Annotated in this window: 19 protein-coding genes and 1 pseudogene; 12 read left to right on the forward strand and 8 right to left on the reverse strand. The window is 47.1% G+C overall.

The genetic code is table 11. The features are described 5' to 3' along the window. Positions 1-30 precede the first annotated feature (30 nt). Positions 31-453, reverse strand: coding sequence for a DUF2243 domain-containing protein (locus A6764_RS02950; RefSeq protein WP_319800799.1), 423 nt, complete (start codon positions 451-453; stop codon positions 31-33). A 380-nt stretch (positions 454-833) separates the two neighbouring features. Between A6764_RS02950 and A6764_RS02955 the strand changes: the two genes are divergently transcribed. The 5 genes and pseudogenes from A6764_RS02955 to A6764_RS02975 all read left to right on the forward strand — a co-directional run. Beyond that, positions 834-1598 carry a hypothetical protein gene (locus tag A6764_RS02955; RefSeq protein ID WP_264622390.1) on the forward strand — a complete coding sequence of 255 codons (765 nt, stop codon included), beginning with the start codon at positions 834-836 and terminating at the stop codon, positions 1596-1598. 23 nt (positions 1599-1621) lie between these two features. Beyond that, positions 1622-7063 carry an RHS repeat domain-containing protein gene (locus A6764_RS02960; RefSeq protein ID WP_065067409.1) on the forward strand — a complete coding sequence of 1814 codons (5442 nt, stop codon included), beginning with the start codon at positions 1622-1624 and terminating at the stop codon, positions 7061-7063. Positions 7064-7080: 17 nt separating this feature from the next. Continuing rightward, positions 7081-7347, forward strand: a complete 267-nt coding sequence (locus A6764_RS02965; RefSeq protein ID WP_083989840.1) for a 3'-5' exonuclease — start codon at positions 7081-7083, stop codon at positions 7345-7347. A 129-nt stretch (positions 7348-7476) separates the two neighbouring features. Continuing rightward, the gene (locus A6764_RS02970) at positions 7477-8697 is read left to right on the forward strand and encodes an IS256 family transposase (RefSeq protein WP_065068429.1); all 1221 of its coding nucleotides are present in this window, start codon (positions 7477-7479) and stop codon (positions 8695-8697) included. Between the two features lie 452 nt (positions 8698-9149). Beyond that, positions 9150-10036 (forward strand): annotated as a pseudogene (locus A6764_RS02975) (RHS repeat-associated core domain-containing protein); the annotation flags it as partial. A gap of 54 nt (positions 10037-10090) precedes the next feature. Here the strand turns inward: A6764_RS02975 and istB are convergent. Together istB and istA are read right to left on the reverse strand one after the other, a co-directional pair. Continuing rightward, positions 10091-10858, reverse strand: coding sequence for an IS21-like element helper ATPase IstB (gene istB / locus A6764_RS02980; protein ID WP_065067407.1), 768 nt, complete (start codon positions 10856-10858; stop codon positions 10091-10093). Beyond that, complete coding sequence (gene istA, locus A6764_RS02985; RefSeq protein ID WP_065067406.1) at positions 10855-12078, reverse strand: IS21 family transposase; 1224 nt, start codon at positions 12076-12078, stop codon at positions 10855-10857. The genes istB and istA overlap by 4 nt, the downstream gene beginning before the upstream one ends. Before the next feature lie 158 nt (positions 12079-12236). Between istA and A6764_RS02990 the strand changes: the two genes are divergently transcribed. The 6 genes from A6764_RS02990 to A6764_RS03015 all read left to right on the forward strand — a co-directional run bounded on the left by A6764_RS02990 (position 12237) and on the right by A6764_RS03015 (position 16768). Beyond that, the gene (locus tag A6764_RS02990) at positions 12237-12575 is read left to right on the forward strand and encodes a helix-turn-helix domain-containing protein (protein WP_065068431.1); all 339 of its coding nucleotides are present in this window, start codon (positions 12237-12239) and stop codon (positions 12573-12575) included. After that, on the forward strand, positions 12479-13396 hold the full coding sequence (locus A6764_RS02995; RefSeq protein ID WP_141669828.1) for an IS3 family transposase: 918 nt from the start codon (positions 12479-12481) through the stop codon (positions 13394-13396). The genes A6764_RS02990 and A6764_RS02995 overlap by 97 nt, the downstream gene beginning before the upstream one ends. 190 nt (positions 13397-13586) lie before the next feature. Further along, the gene (locus tag A6764_RS03000) at positions 13587-13880 is read left to right on the forward strand and encodes a magnesium and cobalt transport protein CorA (RefSeq protein ID WP_065067400.1); all 294 of its coding nucleotides are present in this window, start codon (positions 13587-13589) and stop codon (positions 13878-13880) included. Positions 13881-14217: 337 nt separating this feature from the next. Then, positions 14218-14763: a hypothetical protein gene (locus A6764_RS03005; RefSeq protein WP_255309708.1), complete on the forward strand. Its 546-nt coding sequence runs from the start codon at positions 14218-14220 to the stop codon at positions 14761-14763. A gap of 643 nt (positions 14764-15406) precedes the next feature. Then, complete coding sequence (locus A6764_RS03010; RefSeq protein ID WP_065067399.1) at positions 15407-16408, forward strand: RHS repeat-associated core domain-containing protein; 1002 nt, start codon at positions 15407-15409, stop codon at positions 16406-16408. Positions 16409-16429: 21 nt separating this feature from the next. Continuing rightward, positions 16430-16768: a hypothetical protein gene (locus A6764_RS03015; protein WP_065067398.1), complete on the forward strand. Its 339-nt coding sequence runs from the start codon at positions 16430-16432 to the stop codon at positions 16766-16768. A 457-nt stretch (positions 16769-17225) separates the two neighbouring features. On the opposite strand, the gene A6764_RS22340 is transcribed toward A6764_RS03015, so the two are convergent. After that, positions 17226-17447: a putative holin-like toxin gene (locus tag A6764_RS22340; RefSeq protein WP_413541966.1), complete on the reverse strand. Its 222-nt coding sequence runs from the start codon at positions 17445-17447 to the stop codon at positions 17226-17228. A gap of 329 nt (positions 17448-17776) precedes the next feature. Here A6764_RS22340 and A6764_RS03020 point away from each other — a divergent pair, with 329 nt between their 5' ends. After that, positions 17777-19909 carry a bifunctional diguanylate cyclase/phosphodiesterase gene (locus A6764_RS03020; RefSeq protein ID WP_065067397.1) on the forward strand — a complete coding sequence of 711 codons (2133 nt, stop codon included), beginning with the start codon at positions 17777-17779 and terminating at the stop codon, positions 19907-19909. Positions 19910-19967: 58 nt separating this feature from the next. Here A6764_RS03020 and A6764_RS03025 read toward each other — a convergent pair whose 3' ends face one another. The 4 genes from A6764_RS03025 to A6764_RS03040 form a co-directional block, all read right to left on the reverse strand. Then, a complete protein-coding gene (locus A6764_RS03025) occupies positions 19968-20672 on the reverse strand; it encodes a DUF3600 domain-containing protein (protein WP_083989838.1) in 705 nt (234 codons plus the stop codon). Next, the gene (locus A6764_RS03030) at positions 20656-21237 is read right to left on the reverse strand and encodes a sigma-70 family RNA polymerase sigma factor (RefSeq protein ID WP_065067396.1); all 582 of its coding nucleotides are present in this window, start codon (positions 21235-21237) and stop codon (positions 20656-20658) included. The genes A6764_RS03025 and A6764_RS03030 overlap by 17 nt, the downstream gene beginning before the upstream one ends. Positions 21238-22137: 900 nt before the next feature. After that, positions 22138-23013, reverse strand: a complete 876-nt coding sequence (locus tag A6764_RS03035; RefSeq protein WP_065067394.1) for an SDR family oxidoreductase — start codon at positions 23011-23013, stop codon at positions 22138-22140. A gap of 95 nt (positions 23014-23108) precedes the next feature. Then, on the reverse strand, positions 23109-23525 hold the full coding sequence (locus tag A6764_RS03040) for an Rrf2 family transcriptional regulator (protein WP_029100322.1): 417 nt from the start codon (positions 23523-23525) through the stop codon (positions 23109-23111). Between the last annotated feature and the right edge of the window lie 383 nt (positions 23526-23908).

A 23908-nucleotide genomic window follows, 5' to 3' on the forward strand; every position in this document is an offset into this window, starting at 1 on the left:
CATACAGGTAAACAAGTATCTCCTATATTGTCACTTTTTTTGGGTAACCCACCGGCGCCGCACGATCCAGCCTGTGATAAGCAGCAGCAGGGCCACTACATCATATGAAAGATCGAACAGGAATTGATGATCACCTGGCTTGACGTGGTGAATCTGCAAGAGGTGGTGATTAACGATACCCTCCAGCAAATTAAATGTGCCGGCCCCCAGTAAAAAGCTGCCCCAGAATGTACGAGGCGAGTCTTTAGGATTCCCTTTCCATAACAGGATGCCTGCGACAAAGATGATCAAGGTCACGAATAAATGAAAAACGCCGTCGCTGATAATTTGGTGTACGCGATCCGTATGCATGTTTACACTGTGCCACTGCAGAATTTGATGAAAGACAATGCCATCAAGCATTCCAATCATACCGACACCAAACAAAAACGCTCCCATCGCTGTCGTCTTCACGTTTTGCTGCCGACCTCCTTTTCCTTCACTAGCATTATGGCCAGTTCAAGGTAAAAAAAGCCATGTTTTACAAACTGAAACCACTCGGCAATTCGAGTGGTTATTTTATGCCTAACTTTACCTATTCGGGTAGAGGAGAGTTGTTTATGAACATCGACTGCCTCACATCTGCAATGACATGTTGATGAGTCGGGGGAGGTGCACGTCCGATTACACTAGACACGAAGCAGTTGAATCGTAATGTCCAAGCCTGTTGCCTGCCCCATAAATTCCCTATTGACAAATGTGGCTTGTCCTATTTAGATAAAATTTGGAATAATTGGCATCTAGTTTCTATTTTGATTTATGAATCAAAACATTACAGAAAGGAAGTAGTGAACATGGGAAGACAAGTGATGAATCTGGTGTTGATATTTGTTTTGGGTCTTACCGTACTGATTTCACCTGGAGCAACAATGGCCACTTCCGAACTACCAACAGCCCGTGAAAAAAATCCAGGTATGGGTGAAGAGCAACCAGATATTGTACGGCCGACAAGTGACACCCCGTCAGGTACCGTGATGAATTGCAACCCGACAGATAGCGAGGGGAGTAATAACCCGACAGATACCGAGCCAAGTGACACTCTGACAGGTAATGAGCCGAGTGACACTCCGACAGATACCGAGCCAAGTGACACTCTGACAGGTAATGAGCCGAATGACAACCCGACAGATACCGAGCCAAGTGACACTCTGACAGGTAATGAGCCGAGTGACAACCCGACAGATACCGAGCCAAGTGACAATCTGACAGGAAACGAGCCGAGTGACACTCCGACAGGTACCGAGCCGAGTGACACTCTGACAGATACCGAGCCGAGTGACACTCTGACAGATACCGAGTCGAGTGATAACCCGACAGGTAACGAGCAAAGTGATAATACGTCAGGTAACATGATGGGTTGTCCTCCGTCAGAAAACGAGCCGAATGATTTGTCCGCCTCTAACGGTATCGATTCAGCCTTTGGTGCTTTGCGCAATTTCACGTACACGTATAATGCCAGGAACCAACTGCAGTACCTGTACGAAAACGGTGTATTGAAAATTGAATTCATCTATGACAACAACGGCAACCTGATCCGGAAAAAAGTATATAAATCCTGATGCATATCAATAAGGAGGTAGCAATGAGTGTGAAAAAATGGATGCGCGGGTTCCTCTCTTCTGTTCTTACCATATCCCTGCTGGTGCCTTCTGTTACATCTGCCCGGGTGGATGAACGTTTATCTGCGACACCCGTATCTGAGAACAGCAACGGACAACCAGCGGACACAAAAGCATGGTTGTCTGCATACAAAGAAGTCTTACAGGCTGCGAAAGAGCTGCAACAAAAACAATCGGACGAAATCCCTTCCTTTACAAAAGATGAAGTGATGGCGATTACGTGGGATTCATTGTCGACAGATGTCGTCTGGGGCATGTACCAATCGTTTGATCGGAAAACCTTGCAGATTGCCGCCTATTTTTATCCGCTGTTGGACCGCTTCTTGTCCCAGGACGAGAAAGTGGAAAAATACCAGTGGACGGACGAGGCGGTCATGTCCGAAATCGGTCGTCTTGGCCAGGAGCAGTACACACTGCTCAAACAGGCGCTTCCAGTCATTGAGCAGCATTACCAGCGCTGGAAGGAAACCAAGGGAAACAAGGCAAAGGCGCCGCTTTCGTCTCTCGCCGATTCAGGTCTCACTTCCAGCCCGCCAGATGCACAGTACGACCCTGAAGGGCTAACCTACCGGTATAAGCGCAATACCGAGAACCTTGTCGATGAACTGTACCGCACAGCCAATATAAAAGAGACGGATGTGTATCTGGAAGGAAAACACGGGATGGATCTCAGGCTGGAACGGCAGTATTCCTCTCTGGATGCGCTGATAGAGCGGATTTACTACGACAACCATAGTGCAAACAGATCGCAAGGGAGTAGTGGACACCAGCAAAAGTATCACATGCCCGTGGGATGGAAATGGAATATCCCCATGTTTGAGGAGATCGACAGAGAAAACATCCGCTGCACCTACGAGGAAGGCATATCCAAGTATTGGTGCAACCGTACTCATGAAAAGGATAGTAAGCGTTATGTGTTTACACTGGACGACGGCACAGTGCTTGAGTCTAAATCCAAAGAAGGAGACTGGGTAAACTATCCTTATCACGGCGCCTCTATGGAGTACCAAATGTGGGAAATCAACGGTGTGAAACGAATTGCTTCGTTGAAGTACAACGGCTACTTGTACCAATTTTCCATAGAGAGGTCATACCAAGATGGTGATACGCATGTGGTCACCAAAACCAATGCGTATGGAGATGAAATCGTCTACCGCATTCCGGAAAACAAGGAGAAACCGATTGAAATCATCGACAGCGTCGGTCGCTGCATCGTTATAGACAAACGCATCAGAAATTTGGCTAGAGAGCTCAAGGTGTATGCCGATACGTCCAAAAGCCGCTTGTTAAAGCATATAAAGTACGACTGGGATGTGACCCCCACATTTAGCAGGGTCATCGAATACGACGTCAATGGCACCGGCAGCAAGACAATTGCGGAGTATACCTATCACGATTCGGGGGTATTCGGCGAGGCAGAGTTTAACCTGAAACCCGGGTATTACTTTCCGCCAAACATTCCACTTGACTACAACGGAATGGAATCGACGGTCTACACCACCGATGACTTCCAGAGACGCGGCACCACCAGGTACGATTTGCTGCGCCAGGTGTCGTACCCGGTGGAAGGCCTGCAAATTACCTATACGTACAGCCCTTATAAGCCGGACGAACCTGATTTTCTCAGCCGCGGCGTGGTCCGGTTGTACCACGATGACGAAAAGCTGACCTATACGTCGTATCATCCGGTGACAGCAGTTGACATTCGCTTTGCCAAGACGCCTCACCCGGAGAGTCAGAAGCAGGGATGGTACTCGCATACAATTTACTATCCGCTGACGAATAAGGAAATCTGGAAGTCGTCCAAGGATGTGTCTGTTCGGCTGAAAAATCAGACCCTGCGGGAAGGTTCGATCGTCAAAACGCAAATTGTACAGCATGGGAACCCGAACCAGGAAAAAGTCTTCACACCCAATCCGGACAAAACATTTTTGCCGCAATCAGTCAAGACGTACATCGGCACTGGAGCGGATTCGGACACAATTTTTGCCCCTCTGACGTTAACGGAAGGTGAAAAAGAATACCGCTACCATCCCGTCAGCTATGTAAGCTATCTGTACAGCGGCCGAGAGACGAAGCCACGGTACGAGTACCGTTTTTTGGGGCGTCCCGCTTCGTTTACCGACGATGCAGATGTGTACCAATTTCTGTTGGCACCCGACATCAATCGTTTGGACAGTGTTGCAAGCAGGCTGAGCAAGTACGCTCAGATCACGGCGTTCAGCTACAACAGCTACGGTGATTTGACCAAATTGGTGGACCCGCAAGGCAACGAAACGACATGGACCTACACACCGACGACCTATTACCTGCGGTTGCTAACGAAGATAAAGCGGACAGCAGCCGGAAATCCCAATCATTTTCACGAGGAATCGTATACCTATAATGCTGACAAATTGCTGGAAACGGAGCACATCGTCGATTCGTATCCGGATGGAACGACGACGAAACGGGAAGAAATTGGCCGCGTGTACCAGTACAACAGCCAGAAGCTGGTTTCCACGATAGTGGAAGCTACAAAAGGTTCGGATGAGAAAATTTTTGATAAAAAAATTGAATCCTATGACCGCTATGGCTTGTATCCGACGGTCATCAAAATGAAAGTAGAGACGTCTCCGGAAACGACGGAGACCCTTACGTACCAGTTTGATTACGACGAATTGGGCAGGGTGGTAAAACGAATTTACCCCGATCAAAGCCAGGCTATGTATCAATACGATATGCTTGGACGGCTTACCATTGAACTTTTTGTGAATGAGGGCCAGTTCCGGACGATATTCTACGACTATGATGACACACAGCGCAAAGTGACGATGACGCTGCCGGACGGCACGGAGGAATTTACTCATTTCACGCCATTTGGCGAGGTGGAATACAAGGGACAGCGGGGGACCAATGGAGAAGTAAGGCCGCTTCTGTACAACACGTACACCTCGGACGGCCGGTTGGAATCCAGTGCTCCGTATGCCGACGACAGCCGGGCAACAAGTTACTTCTACAATGAAGACGGCAGTCTGCTGGGCAAGCAAGATCCCAAAGGATACACCATGTACTACCGCGCCAATGCCTATCGCGACAGAGACAGCTATTTGCCGGTCGAGACTGTTCGGAGCGTTGAGTCCAATGGCCTCACCGTCACACACTTTGCCAACCGGCACGGCCAGCTGCAAGAGGAAATTCGCGAGACTGGTGATGCTGCACAGCGTCTTGCGATACGTTACGAGTACAATCCCTTTGATCAAATGACGCGAAAAACGGAACGTGACCAGACGGGCAAGACACGCTCCTGGAGCTATCATTACAACATAAACGGCAACCTGGTACGTCTCGTTGATCCGGAACAAAATGTCTACGGATACAGCTATGATGCCTACGGCAATCTGGTATCCGTACAGGAGAATAATACGCTGACGACAGAGTATCACTACAATCCGCTGTCCTGGAAGATCAGCGAAAAAGATGTACCGTCCGGAGCGACAGAATCGTTTTACTACTATCCGAACGGAAAGACGCGCATCTTTACCGATAAGGCAGGAAACCGCCATGAGTATGCGTATACGCCGTTTTACGAGGTGTCCAGCATCACGACAAAAGATGCAGCGGGTGTTGTGAAAAACAAGGAAACCTGGGAGTATTACCCGAATACTTCACTCGTGAAGAAAGAGACCAACAGCAATGGTCCCGACACCCGTCCGACCAGCAGCAATTATCGGGAGGTCCAGTACAGCTACGATCCGTTCCATCGGTTGAATCGCCAGACGGTATTTGACCGTGTCTATCAGATTCGCTATACAGACCATGACGATTTGATGGACCAACTGGTGTATCCGGATAACACGGTGGTATCGTATCGCTACGACAATGCGGAGCGCCTGGTGGAAGTAACCAGCAATGTGACGGGGACAATCCGCTATGCGTATCACACGACAAACACGGGAGAAACGTACACGCTCACGTACCCGAACGGCTTGGAGATGGAGCGGAAGCTGGATTCTTTTGGTCAGGTGAAGGAGCTGACGCACAGGAAGCGTAATACGCCGATCTGGACAGAGACTAATCAGTATTCGTTTGGGAACGTGGTCTCCATCACCCGCAATGGAACGACGTTTGCCTATGAGTATGACAAGATTGACCGTCTGACGAAAGAAACACTGCCGAGTGGCACGAATCGTTATGCGTATGACACCCGTGGGAACAGGAAATCCTTTGAGGGCGTCTTGCCGATCGACACAGACACGGTGACGTACACCTTTGACGAGCAGAACCGCCTGCGCAGCTATGCCAATGAACGGACAGGCGATGCGGGAAGCTACACCTACTACGGGAACGGACTGCGTGCGACAAAGGCAGAGAACGGGAACCAGACGAAGTACGTCTACCTGAACGGAAACGTCATCGAAGAGCTGGACAACGCCGGAAACGTGAAGGCCCGCAACATCTGGGGGAACGAACTGCTGTTCCGCAAAGATGTGGGGGCAAACAAACAAGGGTACTATCTATACAACGGCCACGGCGATGTTGTATCCATCACGGACAGCAGCGGTACAGAGCTAAACCGGTACGACTACGATTCGTGGGGCAACCTTGTTGCGCAAACGGAAACCATGTCCAACCCGTTCAAGTACAGCGGTGAGATCTTCGACGAGAAAACGGGTTACTACTACCTGCGTGCCCGCTACTATGATCCGAAAATCGGACGGTTTATCTCGGAGGATACGTATAAGGGGCAAGTGGATAATCCGCTGAGCCTCAACCGGTATACGTATGTGCATAATAATCCGTTGAGGTTTGTTGACCCGACTGGGCATATGTCTTTTGAAGAGGGATGGAATTACTTTAAAAAAGGTGTTAGTGAGTTCTTTAATCCTAAAAACTATGAAAAAGCAGTAAATGACCTCACTAATCCGAATAGTTATATACCACTGACCAGAGAACTCGTTGGACCTGAAAACTTTGATACCTTAACTGACGGTCAGATAACTTTTGAAGATGCAAAAGCCGCAGGTATGGCTAGCTTTAGCTTCTTCATGGGTAGACTCAAGGTACTGGACAAAATAGGTGAGGTCGGTAAACTTACTTATTTAGGAAATAAGACATGGAAATCTTCGCAAGGTTTAATTTATGGCTTTGATAAAAAGTTTGGTAATCGTGTCCAACATATATTGGAACATACCAAATCAAATCTTAACAAACCCAATCACACCGTCTTTAGTGTTGATAAAACAGAAGTTTTATCCCTAATTGATGAAGCGTGGGCGTTAAGAAAAGCACCTGTGCCTGGTGACCCAGGAGCATATATTGTTAATATGGGGCGTGTGGTAGGGACTAATGGTGAAACAGCAATTAGAGTTGTTGTTAAACCAGGAACGTCAGAGATTATTACTGCTTATCCAGTCAAGCCGTAGTAAAGGAGAACAAGATAATGTCAGAAACAAATCAGCTACAATTTTTTAATGGTAGAATAGTATGTCCTAGATGTGACGGAAACGGATTAGTATACAAAGCTAAGGTGTCTGATCTTAACAAAATCTTGTATATTTGTGATGAATGTGAAGCATCATGGCAAGAAGATACTCCAATTAACAAGAATAGCTTTGAAGATTTATCAACTTTTTTGGAGAAAAACGGTTGTACTTATAGAGATGCTAATATAGTAGACCTAGGATATGACTGGTATCAGAAAAACTAGGTAGTTTTTCTCAAGGCCTCAGACGATTCTTAATCATCGTCTGAGGTTCTGAGTCTATAAACTATTTTGTGTAAACTCCTAACCTTCAAAATAGGGTACAATGAATTCAAAGAAAGGTTGGGAGAGCCCATGAGCCTGATGTCCAAAGAGCAACTGAAGCAGTGGATCAAGGAAAAGAACATGCAATCGGTGGAAGACGTCCAGTCGGCCTTGAAGGAGTTGTTTGCCGAGACCCTTCAGGAAATGCTGGAAGCCGAACTGGAGACGTCACTTGGCTACGCCAAGCACGACACGAAAAATAAGAAAACCACCAACAGCCGGAACGGCTACAGCAAGAAAAAGGTGCGTTCCGAGTACGGCGATGTGGACATTCAGATTCCGCGTGACCGGGCCGGTGAGTTTGAGCCGACCATCGTCAAAAAGAACCAAACGAACGTGACGGGTATCGAAGACCAAATCATTGCCATGTATGCCAAGGGTGTTTCTACCCGCGACATTCAGGATCACCTGCAGCAGCTCTACGGCATCGAGGTTTCTCCTACCCTCATCTCCAACGTGACCAACAAGATCGTCCCCCTGATCAAAGAATGGCAAAACCGTCCCTTGCAGGCGGTATATGCGGTCGTGTTCCTGGATGCCATTCACTTCAAGGTGAAACAAGACGGTGCCATCGTCAACAAAGCCGCCTACATGGCCATTGGCATTGACTTGGAAGGCCACAAAGATGTACTTGGCATCTGGATCGGGGAAAATGAATCGGCAAAGTTCTGGCTTCATGTCGTAAACGAGTTGAAAAACCGGGGCGTGCAAGACATCCTCATTACCTGTGTGGACAATCTTCGCGGCTTCTCCGAGGCCATTTCCGCTTGCTATCCCATCACGGAAATCCAGAAGTGCATCATCCACCAGATTCGCAACTCGATCAAATACGTTTCCTACAAAGACATCAAGAAGATCACGTCGGCCCTGCAGCCGATTTATAAAGCGGCCACGGAAGAGGCCGCCTTGGAAGAACTGAATCAATTCGAGCAGACGTGGGGACAAAAGTACCCCCTTATTGTCCGTTCCTGGCGTACGAACTGGGCGGAAATCTCCACCTTCTTCAAGTACTCACCCGAAATTCGCAAACTGATCTACACAACCAATGTCATTGAGAGCTACCATCGCCAACTCAGAAAGGTCACCAAAGGAAAAGCCATTTTCCCTACAGACGAAGCCCTGCTCAAAATGCTCTACCTGGCAACCATGGATGTGTTACGAAAGTGGACGGGGAGAGTTCAGAACTGGGGCCAAATTCTGTTACAACTGTCCGTTCAGTTTCCGGAGCGAGTTCAACCATATCTCCGCTGAGCCTAACGGCTATTGGAGTTTACACAAAATCATTGACAGACCCGAGGTTCTTTTTTGTTCATGAGGGAGCTACCCAGTGCCGAATGAACCGTTTTATCTGATCGTCATTGAATTCAAGGATGTGCATTGGGAATTCTTTAATCCATTTAAGCGTAACATCTGCGATTACTACGGGATCACCGAGTCAATTGGAAAGGTAGATTGGGGGTATAAGTATCATCTACACATCAAATTGTCTGATGAAGTCTATTTCCATATCTCCTATCAGCCATTCCATGAACCGAAATCTTACAAACATACTTTGCGTATCGAAACACATCCAGACTATCTGCCAGAGTTCAAACACCTGTTGGATACGCTTTACCAGAACGCAGGTTCGATATGGTTTATTCGTCGTGATGTCGCATTTGATATTCCTAGTCCCATATCTTTTCCGCAAAGTATACGAAGGCAGCGACCAGAGCGGGTACTACTTCGTAAACGGTCACGGTGATGTGTGGTACGGATTGTCGATGAAGACGGTCAGACGCTGAATACCTATGACTACGATATTTGGGGAAATATCGTCGCCCAAACGGAATCGATGGACAACCCGTTTACGTACACAGGCGAGATGTACGACGCTGAAACGAACTTGTACTACCTGCGTGCCCGCTACTATGATCCGAAAATCGGACGGTTTATCTCGGAGGATACGTATAAGGGGCAAGTGGATAATCCGCTGAGCCTCAATCGGTATACGTATGTGCATAATAATCCGTTGAGGTTTGTTGATCCGAGTGGGCATTGGAATCAAGCGATTGGGGCTAACTGGGTTATCAATGAAGCCAAAAATAAATGGACATTAGCACAAACCGAAGGAGAAAAAAGGTATTGGCAAAATTACGCTAATGACATAAGAGCAAAAATGATCAAAGCAGGATATTCCCAGTCAGATATAATGCAATCCACAGATGCTATGATTCCAGATTCGGAAGTAATGAAAATGGCACGAGAATCTGCTCCAGGGCTTACGTTAATTGCAGATTTTAATAAAGCATTATGGGATTACCCAGGAGAAGCAGCTGCAGTAAAAGGTGCGTTCTTTGTCGGTAGTCTATTTAATAAGGGGAAAGGCTTTAGTAAGTTAGAGGAAGGATTAAACTTTACTGGTACAGCTGCAAAACACATGAATGAAGCAGGTAGGTTTATACCTGTTCAAATCCAACAGTCAGTTATTAAATACGGAAAAGGATTTCCTGACCCTAGAGGTACAAATGCTACAATGTATTATGATGTAATGTATAAAAACGGGAAGAAGTACAATGTTGAGGTACTGTATGTGTCAACGCCGACTTAATTTTGACCCACCATCGCCGGTTTAGAATTGACCCACCCGGCGATTTTTTGTTGGTTAGGTGGTAGAGGGGGAGCCGTAGGTTCCAGTCCTCATCTTCTCACGAAGTCGGTAACTATTTCCCCTAATGTTGACGATGTGGGAATGGTGTAAAAGCCGATCCAGGATGGCGGTAGCAAGTATCGGATCGCCCATGAGTTCCCCCCATTCACCGAAACTCTTGTTGCTGGTCAACAGAATACTCCCTCTCTCGTATCTTGCACTTACAACTTGGAAAAAGAGGTTGGCTGCCAAACTGTCTAACGGTAAGTAACCAATTTCGTCAATAATCAGGAGCTTCGGTCGAATGTAGATGCGGAGGCGTTTATCTAGCCTGTTTTCCGTGTAAGCTTTTCGCAGATCCTCGATGAGTTGCGAGAGACTGACAAAGTAAACGGATATCCCTTGCGAGATGGCTTCTACCGCCAACGCCACCGCCAGATGACTTTTTCCTACTCCAGGAGGCCCTAAGAACAAGACATTCTCGTGTCGGGTTACGAAAGTCATCGTGGCCAATTCTCGAATCATCCGTTCGTCAATGCTGGGTTGGAAAGCAAAATCGAACTCCTCCAGTGTTTTTCGGTAAGGCAAGTGTGCGAGTTTGGTACGTACCTCCATATTCCGTTTCTGGCGTTCCGCTATCTCTGCATCAAGGAGCATGTTGAGAAAGGACAGATAGGTGGGCTGTCCATGACTTGCCGCTTCCAAATGGGCATCCAAGAGTAGAGCCGCTTGCTGAAGCCCAAGTTCCTCGAGACGTAGCCGTGCCTGTTCCAGTTCGATCATGCTCCCACCCCTGTCAGCTGCTCATAGACATCCAGCGAACGCACTTCCACTTGCTGCGATGAAATCTGTCGGGCTTGTGGACGTGGATAGGCATATCCTTGAGCGGTCGTAAGACCTGCATACTGGTTTTCGCAAAAAACAGTTGCGCGGGATCGATAGGCCTTTTGGTGTCGGGCAATACATGTGCCGTCGGCCCAGATTTCCACCCACCCATTCACTTCTCGCACGGTTACCTCACGTCCACTGTACCTCCATGGAACCCCATATCGCACACCATCGTAACTAACAAATCCGTCTCGGCTGACCTGTCTCGGTTCATGCAGGTATTTTTCCCACCGATCAGCTGAAGGGATGGGCGTCAGATTTTCCTCACGGAGTCTGTCAGTGGGACGTTCGCCGGTTGTTCCATGAATGCGACGGTTAATCTTTTCGCACCAGAAAAGGGCTTGTTGATTGAGATCCTGTAAATCAACGAAGCGTTTGCCAGGAAGAAAGTTGTATTTTACGTATTGAACGCCTCGTTCCACTTTCCCCTTTGTTTCGGGGCGGCGGACTTTACATACTTTTGGAACAAGCCCAATTGCCGCAGCAAAGTCGGCAAAAAGGGAATGCCAGCGGGGTTTTCGATCGTCTCCCATACCAAGTACGACTGTTTTCATCTGATCAGTCAGCATTACCTTTGGGATGCCCCCAAAATATTCAAAAGCATGAATCAAGCAACGAAGAAAGCTGTAGATGTCACAACGTTTTGTAAACTCGATATACGTAGCACGAGAGTACCCCAATACCATGACAAATACCGGCACTTTCCGGACGTTACCGTCCTGATCTACGTATTCGCACAGTCCCCAGTCAACCTGGGCGTATTCACCAGGGGTCGTCTCGTAACGAAGAACAGCGGGAACTTGTTTGGGAGGACGAAAGGCCTTCACATAGTCTTTCAGGATGGTGCGTCCACCGGTGTATCCCTTTTCTTGTAGAAGCTCGAATAAAACCTCGCAGTTATAGATACCTTCTTGAAGCCGTTCCTGCAGGAACGGTTTAAACGGATCAAGCTTGGAACCACGAGATTTACGGGTTCCCTTTTCAGGGGTGAATTGACCCCGGAGATATCGGCGAACTGTATTTCGAGAATGCCCCGTTTGACGGGCAATTTCACGAATACTCTTGCCTTCTGCCCTCATGGTATGTAACGATATCACTATCCCACTCCTTAGCATGTGTCTCCCTCCGAAGTTGTCTTGGCGGACTATTTTCGAAGGGGATATATTCGCTAAGGGTGGGTCATTTTCATTCCGGCGTGAACTGCTCCCCAAATGGTAGACAGAGGAAATTGACCCATTTGGTCGAATTTCGACTTAAAGGGGAGTGAGCGATAATGACTTATGAAAATCATACGATTGAATGTAAGCTGGAAGTTGTAAAATCTATATTGGAAGAAGGTTTGTCCTATCGAGAGGCAGCCAAACGGTTTGGCTTTAAAACTCACTCTAACGTGAAAAATTGGGTACATGCATACAAAATCCATGGAGTAGAAGGATTGAAAGACCGGAGAGGACAGGGGCTTAAAAAGGCTTTGTCAAAAATCCCTTCTAATCTCACTTTGGAACAGGAAAACAAGTGGCTACGAGCTCAAAATGCATTTTTAAAAAAGTTATTGAAAACCGAAAGGAGAGATGCTCCAGACACGGAAAATACGCCGTTATTCAAGCACTAAGCAGCCAATTCCCCGTATCTTTGCTGTGCGCTGCCGCAGGAATTGCCAGGAGCAGCTATTATAAATGGCTTAAAACTGGGATAAAGCAAAAAGATGCTGCTGTTTGTGAAATCATATCCTTTGAGCATCGAAGACTGGGCGGCATTTATGGTTATCGTCGTATGAAGGCTATACTGCTCACAAAATACGGTTTGCATCTCAATCGTAAGCGTGTGTATCGGCTGATGAAGCAAATGAACATGCAGGCGATCATACGGCGTAGACGTTATCCACGGATTCAATACAAAAGACATACCCTGGCGCCCAATCTTCTGGATCGGCATTTTCAAGCAGCTCATCCCAATCAAAAGTGGGTTACTGACATCACGTATTTGCAAGCTGGAAAAAAACGATATTTTCTTTCCGTCATCTTGGACCTTTTCAACAATGAAGTGGTCTCATACCGCTTAAGTGACAGTCTTGACGTCCAGTTTGTGCTAGAGACGGTACAAGAGGCCGTCCAAAACCGTTCGACGCATCAACTGCTGATTCACAGTGATCAAGGAATGCATTACACAACAAAAGCATATTACCGCTTGCTGCGAAAGCATGGGATTATTCAGAGTATGTCTCGAAAAGGGAATTGTCTGGATAATGCCTGCATCGAATCCTTTTTCGGCCACTTGAAAGCAGAACTGCGCCCGCATTTGTTTGATGAAGCCGTCGATGTGGGAACAGCAATCAAGAAGTATATTGAATTTTATAACCACGAAAGGCCACAAATGCGATTGAACGGCATGTCGCCAAGCGAATTCCGAAACCTTTTCCTCCAAAGTGCCTGATGGGTCAAAATCAATCAGTCCACAAAATGGGGGTCAGATCAGCGAACCTGGGTCAATTATATCCCGGCGGTGACAGTATGATGCGGAAACGAATACTGTATTCCACTTCAAGTATACTGACAGAGAAATAAGGAACGGTAATTTTGTCTTGCCTGCTACAAAGTAATCCTTGTAAAATGAGGTGGGGAAATTGAAGGAGCGTACTCCTAGAGAACGGTTATATTGGTTAATTAACCTTTATCTCAAAAAGCAAATTGAACCAGATAGGTTTTGCAATGAGTTTCATATAACTTTTGACCATGATGCTGACCCCAGTGAATTTTCAGTATTGGAAAATAAGGAGTTTAGTGAATTAGCTGAAATGGCGGCTAGATTTTCGCCTCTAGAAGAAGACCTAAAATTGTACCCAAATGTTTACTACAGTGAAAGAGATATTGAGGACAAGATAAACCATATTGTTCAAGCCTTAAATATCAAGGAATAACCCCTACTATTACCCCAAACGAGATGCTGATAATTGTTTGGGGTTTCTTTTTTCTCTTGTTGTCACTGAGTGGCAATTGAAATAGCTCCCAGTGTCGAATGAGTCTGTATTATTGTGTAATTTTTCCATGATATCCCTGACAAGTTAGTTAGCAAGGAAGAGGCTGTACGCTTGGCTAAAGAAATTCTGATAGATGACCCTCAAAATCAAATTGCAAAGATAATCTTACACGACTAACTGCAAGCGCAGGAAGGATGAAAAAATGGTGGCTAGGCAAATATCTGTTCATTAACCAGGATACCTAATGCATGGCTAAAAATAATTGGGGGTGTGATCTTTGAAATTAATTAGCACGTCATCTACCGATGTTTATGTTTCGCACGAAATCGAATCTATGGGAGAAAAATTTGTGCTTGTAACTATCACAGTAGATATTCCTGCACCGAAAAAATCTTACTTTTATAGGGGAGGTTTTCAATGGAGGCTGTATGGTGAATCAGTACCGTTGATAGTAATGTTAAACTTTAGGGATGATATTTCTCCAAGTGGTGGGGTATTGAATGAAATTAGTTTCTTCATTAGTGAGACTACTCAACAAACTGATGGGGTTAATATCCATGAGGTGATAAAAGGGCTTCCGGTATTAAGTATGGATAACCAAGAAATTCATGAGCAATTTGTTCATGAGGAAAAGGGAACGTTTCGCCTCCATCTCGCTGACAAATCTATGTATTGCCTATTTGACAATACTGAAAGTGCTATTGAGGTAGAAATAAATGAAGATTTAAGTTGCCTTTTTGACCGTGAAAAAGTATTTTCCGGTTTTGTAATACGAAATCTGGCAGATGAAGAGATAAACCTAATCCAAGAAGCAGTCTCTTGATGTAAAACAACTGCCAAAAGCGGCTTTGTGAGATATGAATACCGCCTATCCCCGCCGTTAAAATGGTGTGTTACGGTGCTGCAGGGAACCGTTTATGCCGTATGATTTACTAAAGGATCTGATTGGTCAACATCACTCTAGGGATACTCTCCAGCGTATTAAAAATATGTAGATCAGGGGGAGTCATTTTCATTCCGGCGAACCTGGGTCAATTATATCCCGGCGGTGACATGAAATTAATATACTGGAGAAAACAGCAGTAAAAATAAAATGAGTACTAAAAAACAAAGCGATTTTTGTATTTCCATGAATACTAATTAGCCATTAGATATTTCATTGTAGATTATATAGAAAAGATTGGTTTATCCCCCTAACGAGTTATCAACACTCGTTTGAGGTTTCTTTTCGTGTTTGGGACTTCTCTCGCGTAGGGGCTAGTAAAGAAATTGAGTCTGTATAATTGTGTAGAAACGGAGTCTTTAAAAATTAGAAGGGCCATTTCAAAATCTCTCGGTTTAATAAAGTTGATTAGAACACATTCACCTTTGACGAGAGGAACCGCCTGCGCAGCTATGCCAACGAACGGACAGGCGATGCGGGAAGCTACACCTACTACGGGAATTAACTGCTGTTCCGCAAAGATGTGGGCACAAACAAACAAGGGTACTATCTGTACAACGGCCACGGCGATGTCGTATCCATCACGGACAGCAGCGGTGCGGAGCTAAACCGGTACGACTACGATTCGTGGGGGAACCTTGTTGCGCAAACGGAAACCATGTCCAACCCGTTCAAGTACAGCGGTGAGATCTTCGACGAGAAAACGGGTTACTACTACCTGCGTGCCCGCTACTACGATCCGAAAATCGGACGGTTTATTTCAGAGGATACGTATAAAGGGCAAGTGGATAATCCGCTGAGTTTGAATCGGTATACGTATGGGCATAACAATCCGTTGAGGTTTGTTGATCCTACAGGACAAGTTGCAGTAGAAGGAGCAGGTTCATTTTTCGGTGGCTCACATGAAGATCTTGTCTTACACTGGGCGGATAAAGCAGTTACTTATGCTGATGCTAACAGGATGGATTTTGGTGATGCGGTCGATGCAATTGTACCAGCAGATTTAAGAGCTGAAGTTCATGAGGTTGTTTATCTGAATGGTGCTGTGAAGGCAAACCGTCAAGCAGGAGATATGCCTGGACTTGGGTTGGGAGCTGCTGGTGCAGGTGCTGTTGCGGGAGCCAGTTCTATCAAGATTGCTGGTAAAACAGCTGCTAATCAAGCAGATAGTATTTTTGGCCCAAATGCAATGGAACATATCTTCCATGGAAACATAAGTAAAAAGGGGGTTTCTGGGTATCATCATCAAAGTATGATGTCACAAGCAACACTCTCTAATATTAATACTCCAAACCAATACGGGGTTTATAAGGATACAGTTACTATTAATGGGAAATCTGAGTTCTCAACCTTCTTCCCAGACAGCTGGAATAGAACGGAAGTTATTAATGCAATAAAAGAGGTATACTCTGGTGTTAAAATTAACGGTAAGGGGTGGTATCAAGGAAAAACAAGTCAAGGCATGGAAATTAAGATGTGGATTAATGAAAATAATCAAATAGAAACGTCCTTCCCGCTATATTAGTATCTAGAGAAGGGGGATTATATGAAATATTCACACAAAATTATTAATAACGCCGAGGGGGATTTCAAAAGACTAAAGCTTCCTGAGGAGATTTCAACTGTTGAATACCTTTTGCATGATATGGAAGCGTTTAGGTCTCCAATCTTTTTGGAATCTATTGAGAGGGTATTACAAGGGGAAAGTGATTTCGAATCAACAGGCGGGAATATATGTAGCCTAGAAATAGGACGGGATGTTGCAAAAGTTACAAATCACTTCGTTTCGGAAGATATGTTAGAGGAGTGTATAATTGAAACTGAAGAGTTAAAAAAAATAATTGAGCTATGGATTGAGATAAATAAATCGTTACTACAAAATTAGTTTAAGTTTACTAACCCCAAACGAGTAATCAACTACTCGTCTGGGGTTTCTTTTCGTATTTTTAGGCACACCCCCGCCCGTAATGGCATCATTTTGAAATCGATCTTCTCGTTCAGTGCTCAGGACGGAATGTCGCATTGCTTGGACGCAAATGTGCAGCGTGTTTGGGAGATCGCCAAACTCAAGAAGCTGTCACTGCTGGCTAGCATGACTGGTGATGTTAAGTGGCAGCATAGCTCTAACGAAAAACTGCGAAATAGTAACGCAATAGATACGCATATACACGTTTACAACGAAACTGTTTATGGTAATAATGGATGTAAAGGTGTATATCATTTTTTACGAAAAGCGGAATGCATGATATACGCGATTGCGTAAACTAAAAAAGAGACCACAGGCGTCGGCCAACGCCATGGGTCTCCGTTGCACAATAGACGTTCCCCACAAGGGGGGCGGCTCATAGGATTAGTGAGTAGACCGCCAGGCTTCCCACAAGCTCAAGGGCGGTCTGCTTCTTTTGGTGGAATGACAGCCCACACACGATAAGCAGACTGAAAGCAAGCATCAACGAAAGTGCTTCGTACACTGTCACGATCTCACCCCCTTTCTGCAGGGGATGAGTCGACCACCCTTGAGGAGCCGATTCGATTGTACATGGAAGATGATAACATGGGCACATCTGTCATGGATGTGCGTTTTTCATAGGGGCGCCGAGAGGTGAAATCCAGGTTGATCTGGAACAAAACAACTGGAGACGAAACATAGCCTGGATGATCCCTGCCGATGCAGGGTTTTTTCTGTCAATTCGGTAATGAGGGTGTCAGGAGGGGCAGCAGGACTTTTTCGCCCCTCACGCAGTCGGCTCCGTCGATCAGGACCACGCGTTCAAAGAAAAGACAAGGATGACAGGTTGGGAGGTACTCATTGCAGGTGGAATATCATGTAAAATAATAGTGGCAAATTTCCGATTTTGGGAGTTTCTCAACATCGAGACTTGGGTGAGAGAACATGAAAACATTGGCTGATCATCAACTGGAGGACCTTCTGTCTGAAACAGACGAGAAGCTAAAACGTGTTGTAAAAGAGCTGGCAGATATCAAATATGCGTTGGATCAATCGTCCATTGTGGCCATTACCGATCATCGAGGGATCATTATTTACGCGAATGATCAGTTTTGTACCATCTCGCAATATAAACGGGAAGAACTGATCGGCCAGGATCATCGCATGTTGAATTCGGGGTACCATTCGAAGGATTTTTTCAAGGAGATGTGGGCTACCATTGGAGCAGGGCGAGTCTGGCGCGGAGAAATACGAAATCGAGCCAAGGACGGTTCCTTTTACTGGGTGGATACAACCATTGTGCCGTTTGTAAACGAACAGGGGAAACCGTATCAGTACGTCTCGATCCGAAATGATATCAGTCTTCGAAAGAAAGCCGAAGAAGAGGCGAGACAAAGTGAAGAAAAGTACCGCGTGATTGCTGAAAACTGCTCCGATTTGATTGCCGTCATTGATCGCGAAGGCACGTTCCTGTACCTCTCTCCATCGCATCAGACCCTGTTCGGAGACGATGGAATCGAGATGGAGTCTGGTCATTTGCTTCAATGGGTCCACGAAGAAGATCGCGAGCTGGTGGCGAATTATCTCAAGCAAATCTGTGCAGCACGAAACGCGTCTTCTCTGCTGGAATTTCGTGTCCACACCAAAAGTGGACGGTCCCTCTATTTGGAAACAAAAGGGAATCCGATCCTGGACCCGTGCGGCGATGTACAGAACCTGGTGCTCGTAATGCGGGACGTAACGGAGAGAAAACAATGGGAACAAACCATTTTCCATTTAGCCTACCATGATACGTTGACAGATCTGCCCAACCGCAGGCTCTTTATCGATCGCTTGCGTAAAGAAGTCTATCAGGCCAAGCGATTTCAATCCCAGTTGGCGGTCATGTTTCTCGACGTGGACCGGTTTAAGCAAATCAACGATTCGTGGGGACATGAAGTGGGCGATGTCATTCTCGCAGAGATTGCGAAAAGAATCAAGCAGTGTCTTGGGTCGAACGATGTGGTCGCTCGTTTGGGAGGAGACGAGTTCACCATACTGCTGCCCCACATATCAGGTAGACACGAAGTGGATCAAGTAGCCCAAAAAATTCGCGATCGGCTGGAAGAACCGCTGGAAGTCAATGGGCGACAGCACACTCTTTCCTGCAGCATGGGCATTGCTGTCTTTCCGTCAGATGGACGAGAGGCAGATGAGCTGCTGAAACGAGCGGATATGGCTCTGTATTTTGTGAAAGAGCGCGGAAGGAATGGATTCGAATTTTTCCATCCGTCCATTGAAGAGAAATCGTTGGAACGAATCCTGTTGGAGAATGAGCTGAGAAAAGCGATGGAGCACGAGCATTTCCACATTGATTATCAACCCAAATATGCGTTGCCGACAGGAAAGCTGGTTGGAGCGGAGGCGCTTGTCCGATGGAATCATCCAGAATTGGGAAGGATTCCGCCCAACAAGTTTATACCGATCGCAGAAGAGACGGGGTTGATCGTCCCGATCGGGGAATGGATTCTGCGCCGTGCTTGCGAACAAAATCGAGCCTGGCAGGCACAAGGGTATCCTCCTTTTCGCGTATCGGTCAATCTGTCTGTACGGCAGTTCTATCAACCCGATCTGGTGGAGAAAATCAGGGAGATTCTGGAGGATACCGGACTGGATCCGCAATGGCTGGAGCTTGAGATTACGGAAAGTATCTTTGCGGACATGGACAATGCGGTCCCGATCCTGCAAAACATTCGCGATCTGGGCGTCCATATTTCGATCGATGACTTTGGAACGGGCTACAGCTCGTTCAGCTACGTCAAACATCTCCCTGTCGACACGTTGAAAATTGACGCTTCCTTTATTCGGGATGTGCACACGAACAAGGAAAGTCAGGCGATTGTCAGGGCGATCTTGACCATTGCCCAAACCCTGCACCTGAATGTGATTGCCGAGGGCGTGGAAAGGGAAGAGCAGTTGGCTTTCCTGCATGAAGAAGGCTGCAGCGAAGGACAAGGGTATCTGTTCAGTAAGCCAATCCCCCGTCAGGACATAGAATCCTTGCTGAAGGCGTCAGCGGGGGAACCACACACGACCTAGTCCTGCATCCACGTTCCGGTACGTGATGAGACCGTCGAACGATTCGACGGTCTCTTTCCTATGGGTTTCGCTCCTCGATTTTCTTGTACACTTCGGCTACAATCTTGTTTGCTTCCACGTATCGTTCTCGCAAATCCTCAGGAAAATCTTCGGGTTTCAAATCCGGGCGGTCCTTGATCCCGGCTATCGCTTTCACGGTGTTTAAGGTCATTTGCGCTTCGATGTACTGGTCAAATTCCTCCGGGGTTAAGACGGCCCGGCTGGATTTCTGATGGTTGAGCCTGTCAAAGTACGGCGTTACCTCCGCCATGAGCTGTTTGGCTTCGGCGCGTATGTCAGCCGGCATCTGGTCAAAGTTGATGTGACCATACGGGTCGACATACTCATACGTCACGGCGGTATACTTTTTCAGCAATGCTTCAAACGTCGCGTATTCCGCATCGCCGAGCTCCTGGTGCGCACCGGAAAGCTTCAAGCCGATGGCCTGATACATGTTCATGGTCATGACGCTGACTTTTTTCTTCATCTTCTCAAACGAGCCGAAAATGCTGTCCGCGTAGTTATGCGCCAATACGCCTGTCGGCAGCAAAAGCACGGCGGCGATGACCGCGGCGGGGAGCCAGTTTGTACGCTTCCTTCCTGCCTCCTTTTGTCGAAGATACAATTCGTACGACTGACGTACACGCTCCTTCAGTTCAACGGGAACCTTCATCGAGTGGGACTGCCTGTGAAGTTCCAGGCGAAGTTTATCTTCCATAGACATGTGGTGCCTCCACCTTTCCGTCAGCGAAAGTCATATAGCGTTTGCGCAATTCCTTGAGTGCGAGGTGATGTCTTGACTTGACCGTCCCGACAGGAATGTTGAGCAGGGTCGCTATCTCTTCCAGCGAGTAGTCGTGGTAGTAGCGGAGGATGATCACAACACGCAGTTTGTACGACAGCTTGTTGATGATCGCCATCAGTTCTTGCTGCGACTCCTCCTGCAAAATTGCTTCGTCGGCTTTCGCCGGTTCTGCTTCTTCCAGCAATCGACTGCGATCAAGCAGACGAAATCGTCTCCATATCTTTCGTCTCCAGTTGCTCACTTGGCGCACGATGAGACCGTGTAGCCAAAACCGGAACGAACGGTTGGGATCATAGCTGGGCAAAGACTTCCACATTTCGATGTACACCTCGTTTACAAGATCGTGAACGTCATGTGTATTGCCCATTAAAAAGGTGACTGTGCGAAAAACATCATCAACCGTATGCTCATACACTGCTTCAAAAGCGGCCTGATCTCCGTCCATCAGCCGCCGCACCCATGCATGAAACTCCAGATCTGTCATTGAGGGCCCTCCTGCCTGTTGTTTCATCCTATATTGGCTCTCACGTGAAAAAAGGTTCAGCAGCAAGCAATTATCGATATCAAGGTTCAATCTGCTGCGGATGCAAACAAGAACATCCCCGTCTTCGGTGGGAAAGTGGCTGGTGAAGCATTTCGGTTACCGGCTCTTGCATCTATGTTGCCTTGCATGACCATACCAGAGGGGGTCAAAAGCGATACGTCGGGGTTCGCTGGAGGAACAGAAAAAGCCGGACTACCCATTGTAATCCGGCTTGGTTTATCTACATTTGCTCATTGACGTGAAAAGGAACGTGATATTCGTTTGGCAAATTCGTGTTGTTGACGTTTTCTAAGTCCAAATCCCTATGGATATACAAGTGATAGGTGTGCCCGAATTCATATCCATTTTTGGGAGGGAGAACCGTTATCGTGTATGGATCCTGTTTTTGTATGGTGACAGGGATGGCGTGATTTCTATCATCCAATACGTAGATGCCGTTTTCGTGGAGCAGACTGTCATTCATCCCTTTGTCAAAGAAAATGGTGAACTCCTTGTGGGGAGATACAGATTGTACGGATCGGTCACACATTGTTGGGGTTCGGAAGGGTTGCTTGTGAGTTCGTGTGGCCCCGATAGGGGAGATGCCAGATAGCCAACGATTCCCAAGCCAACCACTGCTGGTAGAACCAATGCCTTCTTTTTCATGTTGCCTCTTCTCTCCTAAAAATTTGTACAATTTTCCATATTGTATCAAAAGGAAGCGCGAATTCACAATACCCGACAGAAGCGAGATTCTTCCGCTTTGGGGCTGCCGCTGCTGTTATTGAGCGAACGAACCCGCTCGCAGACTCCATGAAAAAACCGACCTTTCCTTTCGAAAGATCGGTTTTCCATGTGAGATCAGTTCTGTGTTTGGGAGATTTCATGAACAATGTGACGCAGGGCCTTGTCGATTGGCGTTGTTGGCCGGCCGAGCAGCTTTTCAAAATCGTTGCTCTCGATGTCCAAATGCCCTTCCCGAATGCCGCCCTGGATGGCTACGAGAAGAGGAATGAGGAAGTCTGGCACGCCCGCCCCTTTCATGATGTCGGCATACGTGGCGTCATCGACCTGCTGCACAGGGACTTCCTTGCCTATTACCGTGCCGAGAATCGAGGCCAGTTCTTCTTGGGTCATCGGCTTGCCGGAAAGCTCGTAGATGGTATTCTCGTGTCCGTTCCCTGCCAGCACCGCGGCCGCCGCTTCTGCATAGTCCTGTTGCAGGGCCCATCCCACCTTGCCGGTCCCCGCAGACGTTACCCAAGGCGCTCCCGCCAACACAGCTTGAATGGAAGCAGTCTCATTCTCCAAGTACCAGTTGTTTCGCAAAAAGGAGTAAGGGATTCCGGTTTTCAGGATGGCTTCTTCCGTGGCACGGTGTACGGGAGCAAGGAACAATCGGCTTTCCCGTGCATTTGCCAAGCTGGTATACGCAATGAACTTGACGTTCGCGCGTGCGGCTGCTTCTACCGCATTCGTATGTTGACGAATTCTCGTTTCATTGTCCCCGTCCGTCGAAATGATCAACAGCCGGTCAATCCCTGAAAAGGCCGCATCCAAGGTCTCCGGACGGTCAAAGTCTCCATGACGGACATCGACTCCCCGGGCGCGAAGGCCTTCCGCTTTCTCCGGATTGCGGACACTTACGGCGATTTGACTCGCCGGTACCGATTTCAACAGCGTCTCGACCACTTTCGTCCCCAGTTTCCCTGTGGCGCCAGTAACCAACAATTTCATTGCCGATACCTCCATGTGTTTGTTGTAATATAACTTGTTATAACATAAAAAGTTACAACAAGCGTATAAACAAAAGCTCGACAAGGAGCTTTCATTTATGTGAACCTGCCAATCAGGTCGGCCAACGTCGTTTGGGCCAGCCGTTGTTCCATGGCGGATTGAGCGTCTCTCAATTCAGCTTGGAGAACTTGCTCGATATTCCGCCCAACCGGGCAGCGAATATTGGGGTTTTCGTGTATGCGAAAGAGTTGGTTCTCCTCTGTCACGTTCACAGCCCGATAGATATCGAGGAGTGTAATCTGGCTGGGATCCTTGAGCAGTGAAGCACCTCCTACCCCCGGACGTACGTCGACCAACCCTGCCTTCTTTAACATACCCATGATTCTCCGGATGACCACGGGATTGGTATTTACGCTTCCCGCGATGAAGTCCCCGGTGCAATCATTCGGACTGACAGCAATCAGGGACAGGGTATGCACAGCAATGGAAAATCGTGTGCTGATTTGTTTCAAGTGAACCACCACCGTTGTAACCATTTTAGTTACTTCTAAGCGTTATGTCAAGATCCGTACCAGAAGGGCTCCTCGTTGCATGAGTCTGCCCGCAAGTATCATGAACGTCGGTTATTTTTCACCAGGCTCCTGTCCCAGGGCCCAAACTTGTTGACAGGGCATCCCCTGAAGTGTTGGAGCGAGACTTATCCGTATACGTACAATTGCTTGACGAGGCGGTAAGGTTCCAAGGCCGCAAAGAGAGGATGTTCATCTAAAAGGGGCTTCTGCGTGGACGGAAGCATCGAATAGGCGATGGGATCAGATAACGCGGATTGCATGAAACATGGACTAGCAACCTATAGTATGATCTGGTAAATTATCCCTAACCCTGTTGGTATGTA

Source organism: Brevibacillus sp. WF146, assembly GCF_001673705.2.
Classification (GTDB): Bacteria; Bacillota; Bacilli; order Brevibacillales; family Brevibacillaceae; genus Brevibacillus; species Brevibacillus thermoruber.

What these genes read in the sequence shown, in the direction of transcription:
- A6764_RS02955 (WP_264622390.1), top strand. Translation starts at nt 834, where the DNA reads ATGGGAAGACAAGTGATGAATCTGGTGTTGATATTTGTTTTGGGTCTT.
- A6764_RS02990 (WP_065068431.1), top strand. Translation starts at nt 12,237, where the DNA reads ATGACTTATGAAAATCATACGATTGAATGTAAGCTGGAAGTTGTAAAA.
- A6764_RS02965 (WP_083989840.1), top strand. Translation starts at nt 7,081, where the DNA reads ATGTCAGAAACAAATCAGCTACAATTTTTTAATGGTAGAATAGTATGT.
- A6764_RS03015 (WP_065067398.1), top strand. Translation starts at nt 16,430, where the DNA reads ATGAAATATTCACACAAAATTATTAATAACGCCGAGGGGGATTTCAAA.
- A6764_RS02960 (WP_065067409.1), top strand. Translation starts at nt 1,622, where the DNA reads ATGAGTGTGAAAAAATGGATGCGCGGGTTCCTCTCTTCTGTTCTTACC.
- A6764_RS03025 (WP_083989838.1), bottom strand. Translation starts at nt 20,672, where the DNA reads ATGTCTATGGAAGATAAACTTCGCCTGGAACTTCACAGGCAGTCCCAC.
- istA (WP_065067406.1), bottom strand. Translation starts at nt 12,078, where the DNA reads ATGCTAAGGAGTGGGATAGTGATATCGTTACATACCATGAGGGCAGAA.
- istB (WP_065067407.1), bottom strand. Translation starts at nt 10,858, where the DNA reads ATGATCGAACTGGAACAGGCACGGCTACGTCTCGAGGAACTTGGGCTT.
- A6764_RS03020 (WP_065067397.1), top strand. Translation starts at nt 17,777, where the DNA reads ATGAAAACATTGGCTGATCATCAACTGGAGGACCTTCTGTCTGAAACA.
- A6764_RS03030 (WP_065067396.1), bottom strand. Translation starts at nt 21,237, where the DNA reads ATGACAGATCTGGAGTTTCATGCATGGGTGCGGCGGCTGATGGACGGA.
- A6764_RS03035 (WP_065067394.1), bottom strand. Translation starts at nt 23,013, where the DNA reads ATGAAATTGTTGGTTACTGGCGCCACAGGGAAACTGGGGACGAAAGTG.
- A6764_RS22340 (WP_413541966.1), bottom strand. Translation starts at nt 17,447, where the DNA reads ATGTGCCCATGTTATCATCTTCCATGTACAATCGAATCGGCTCCTCAA.
- A6764_RS02970 (WP_065068429.1), top strand. Translation starts at nt 7,477, where the DNA reads ATGAGCCTGATGTCCAAAGAGCAACTGAAGCAGTGGATCAAGGAAAAG.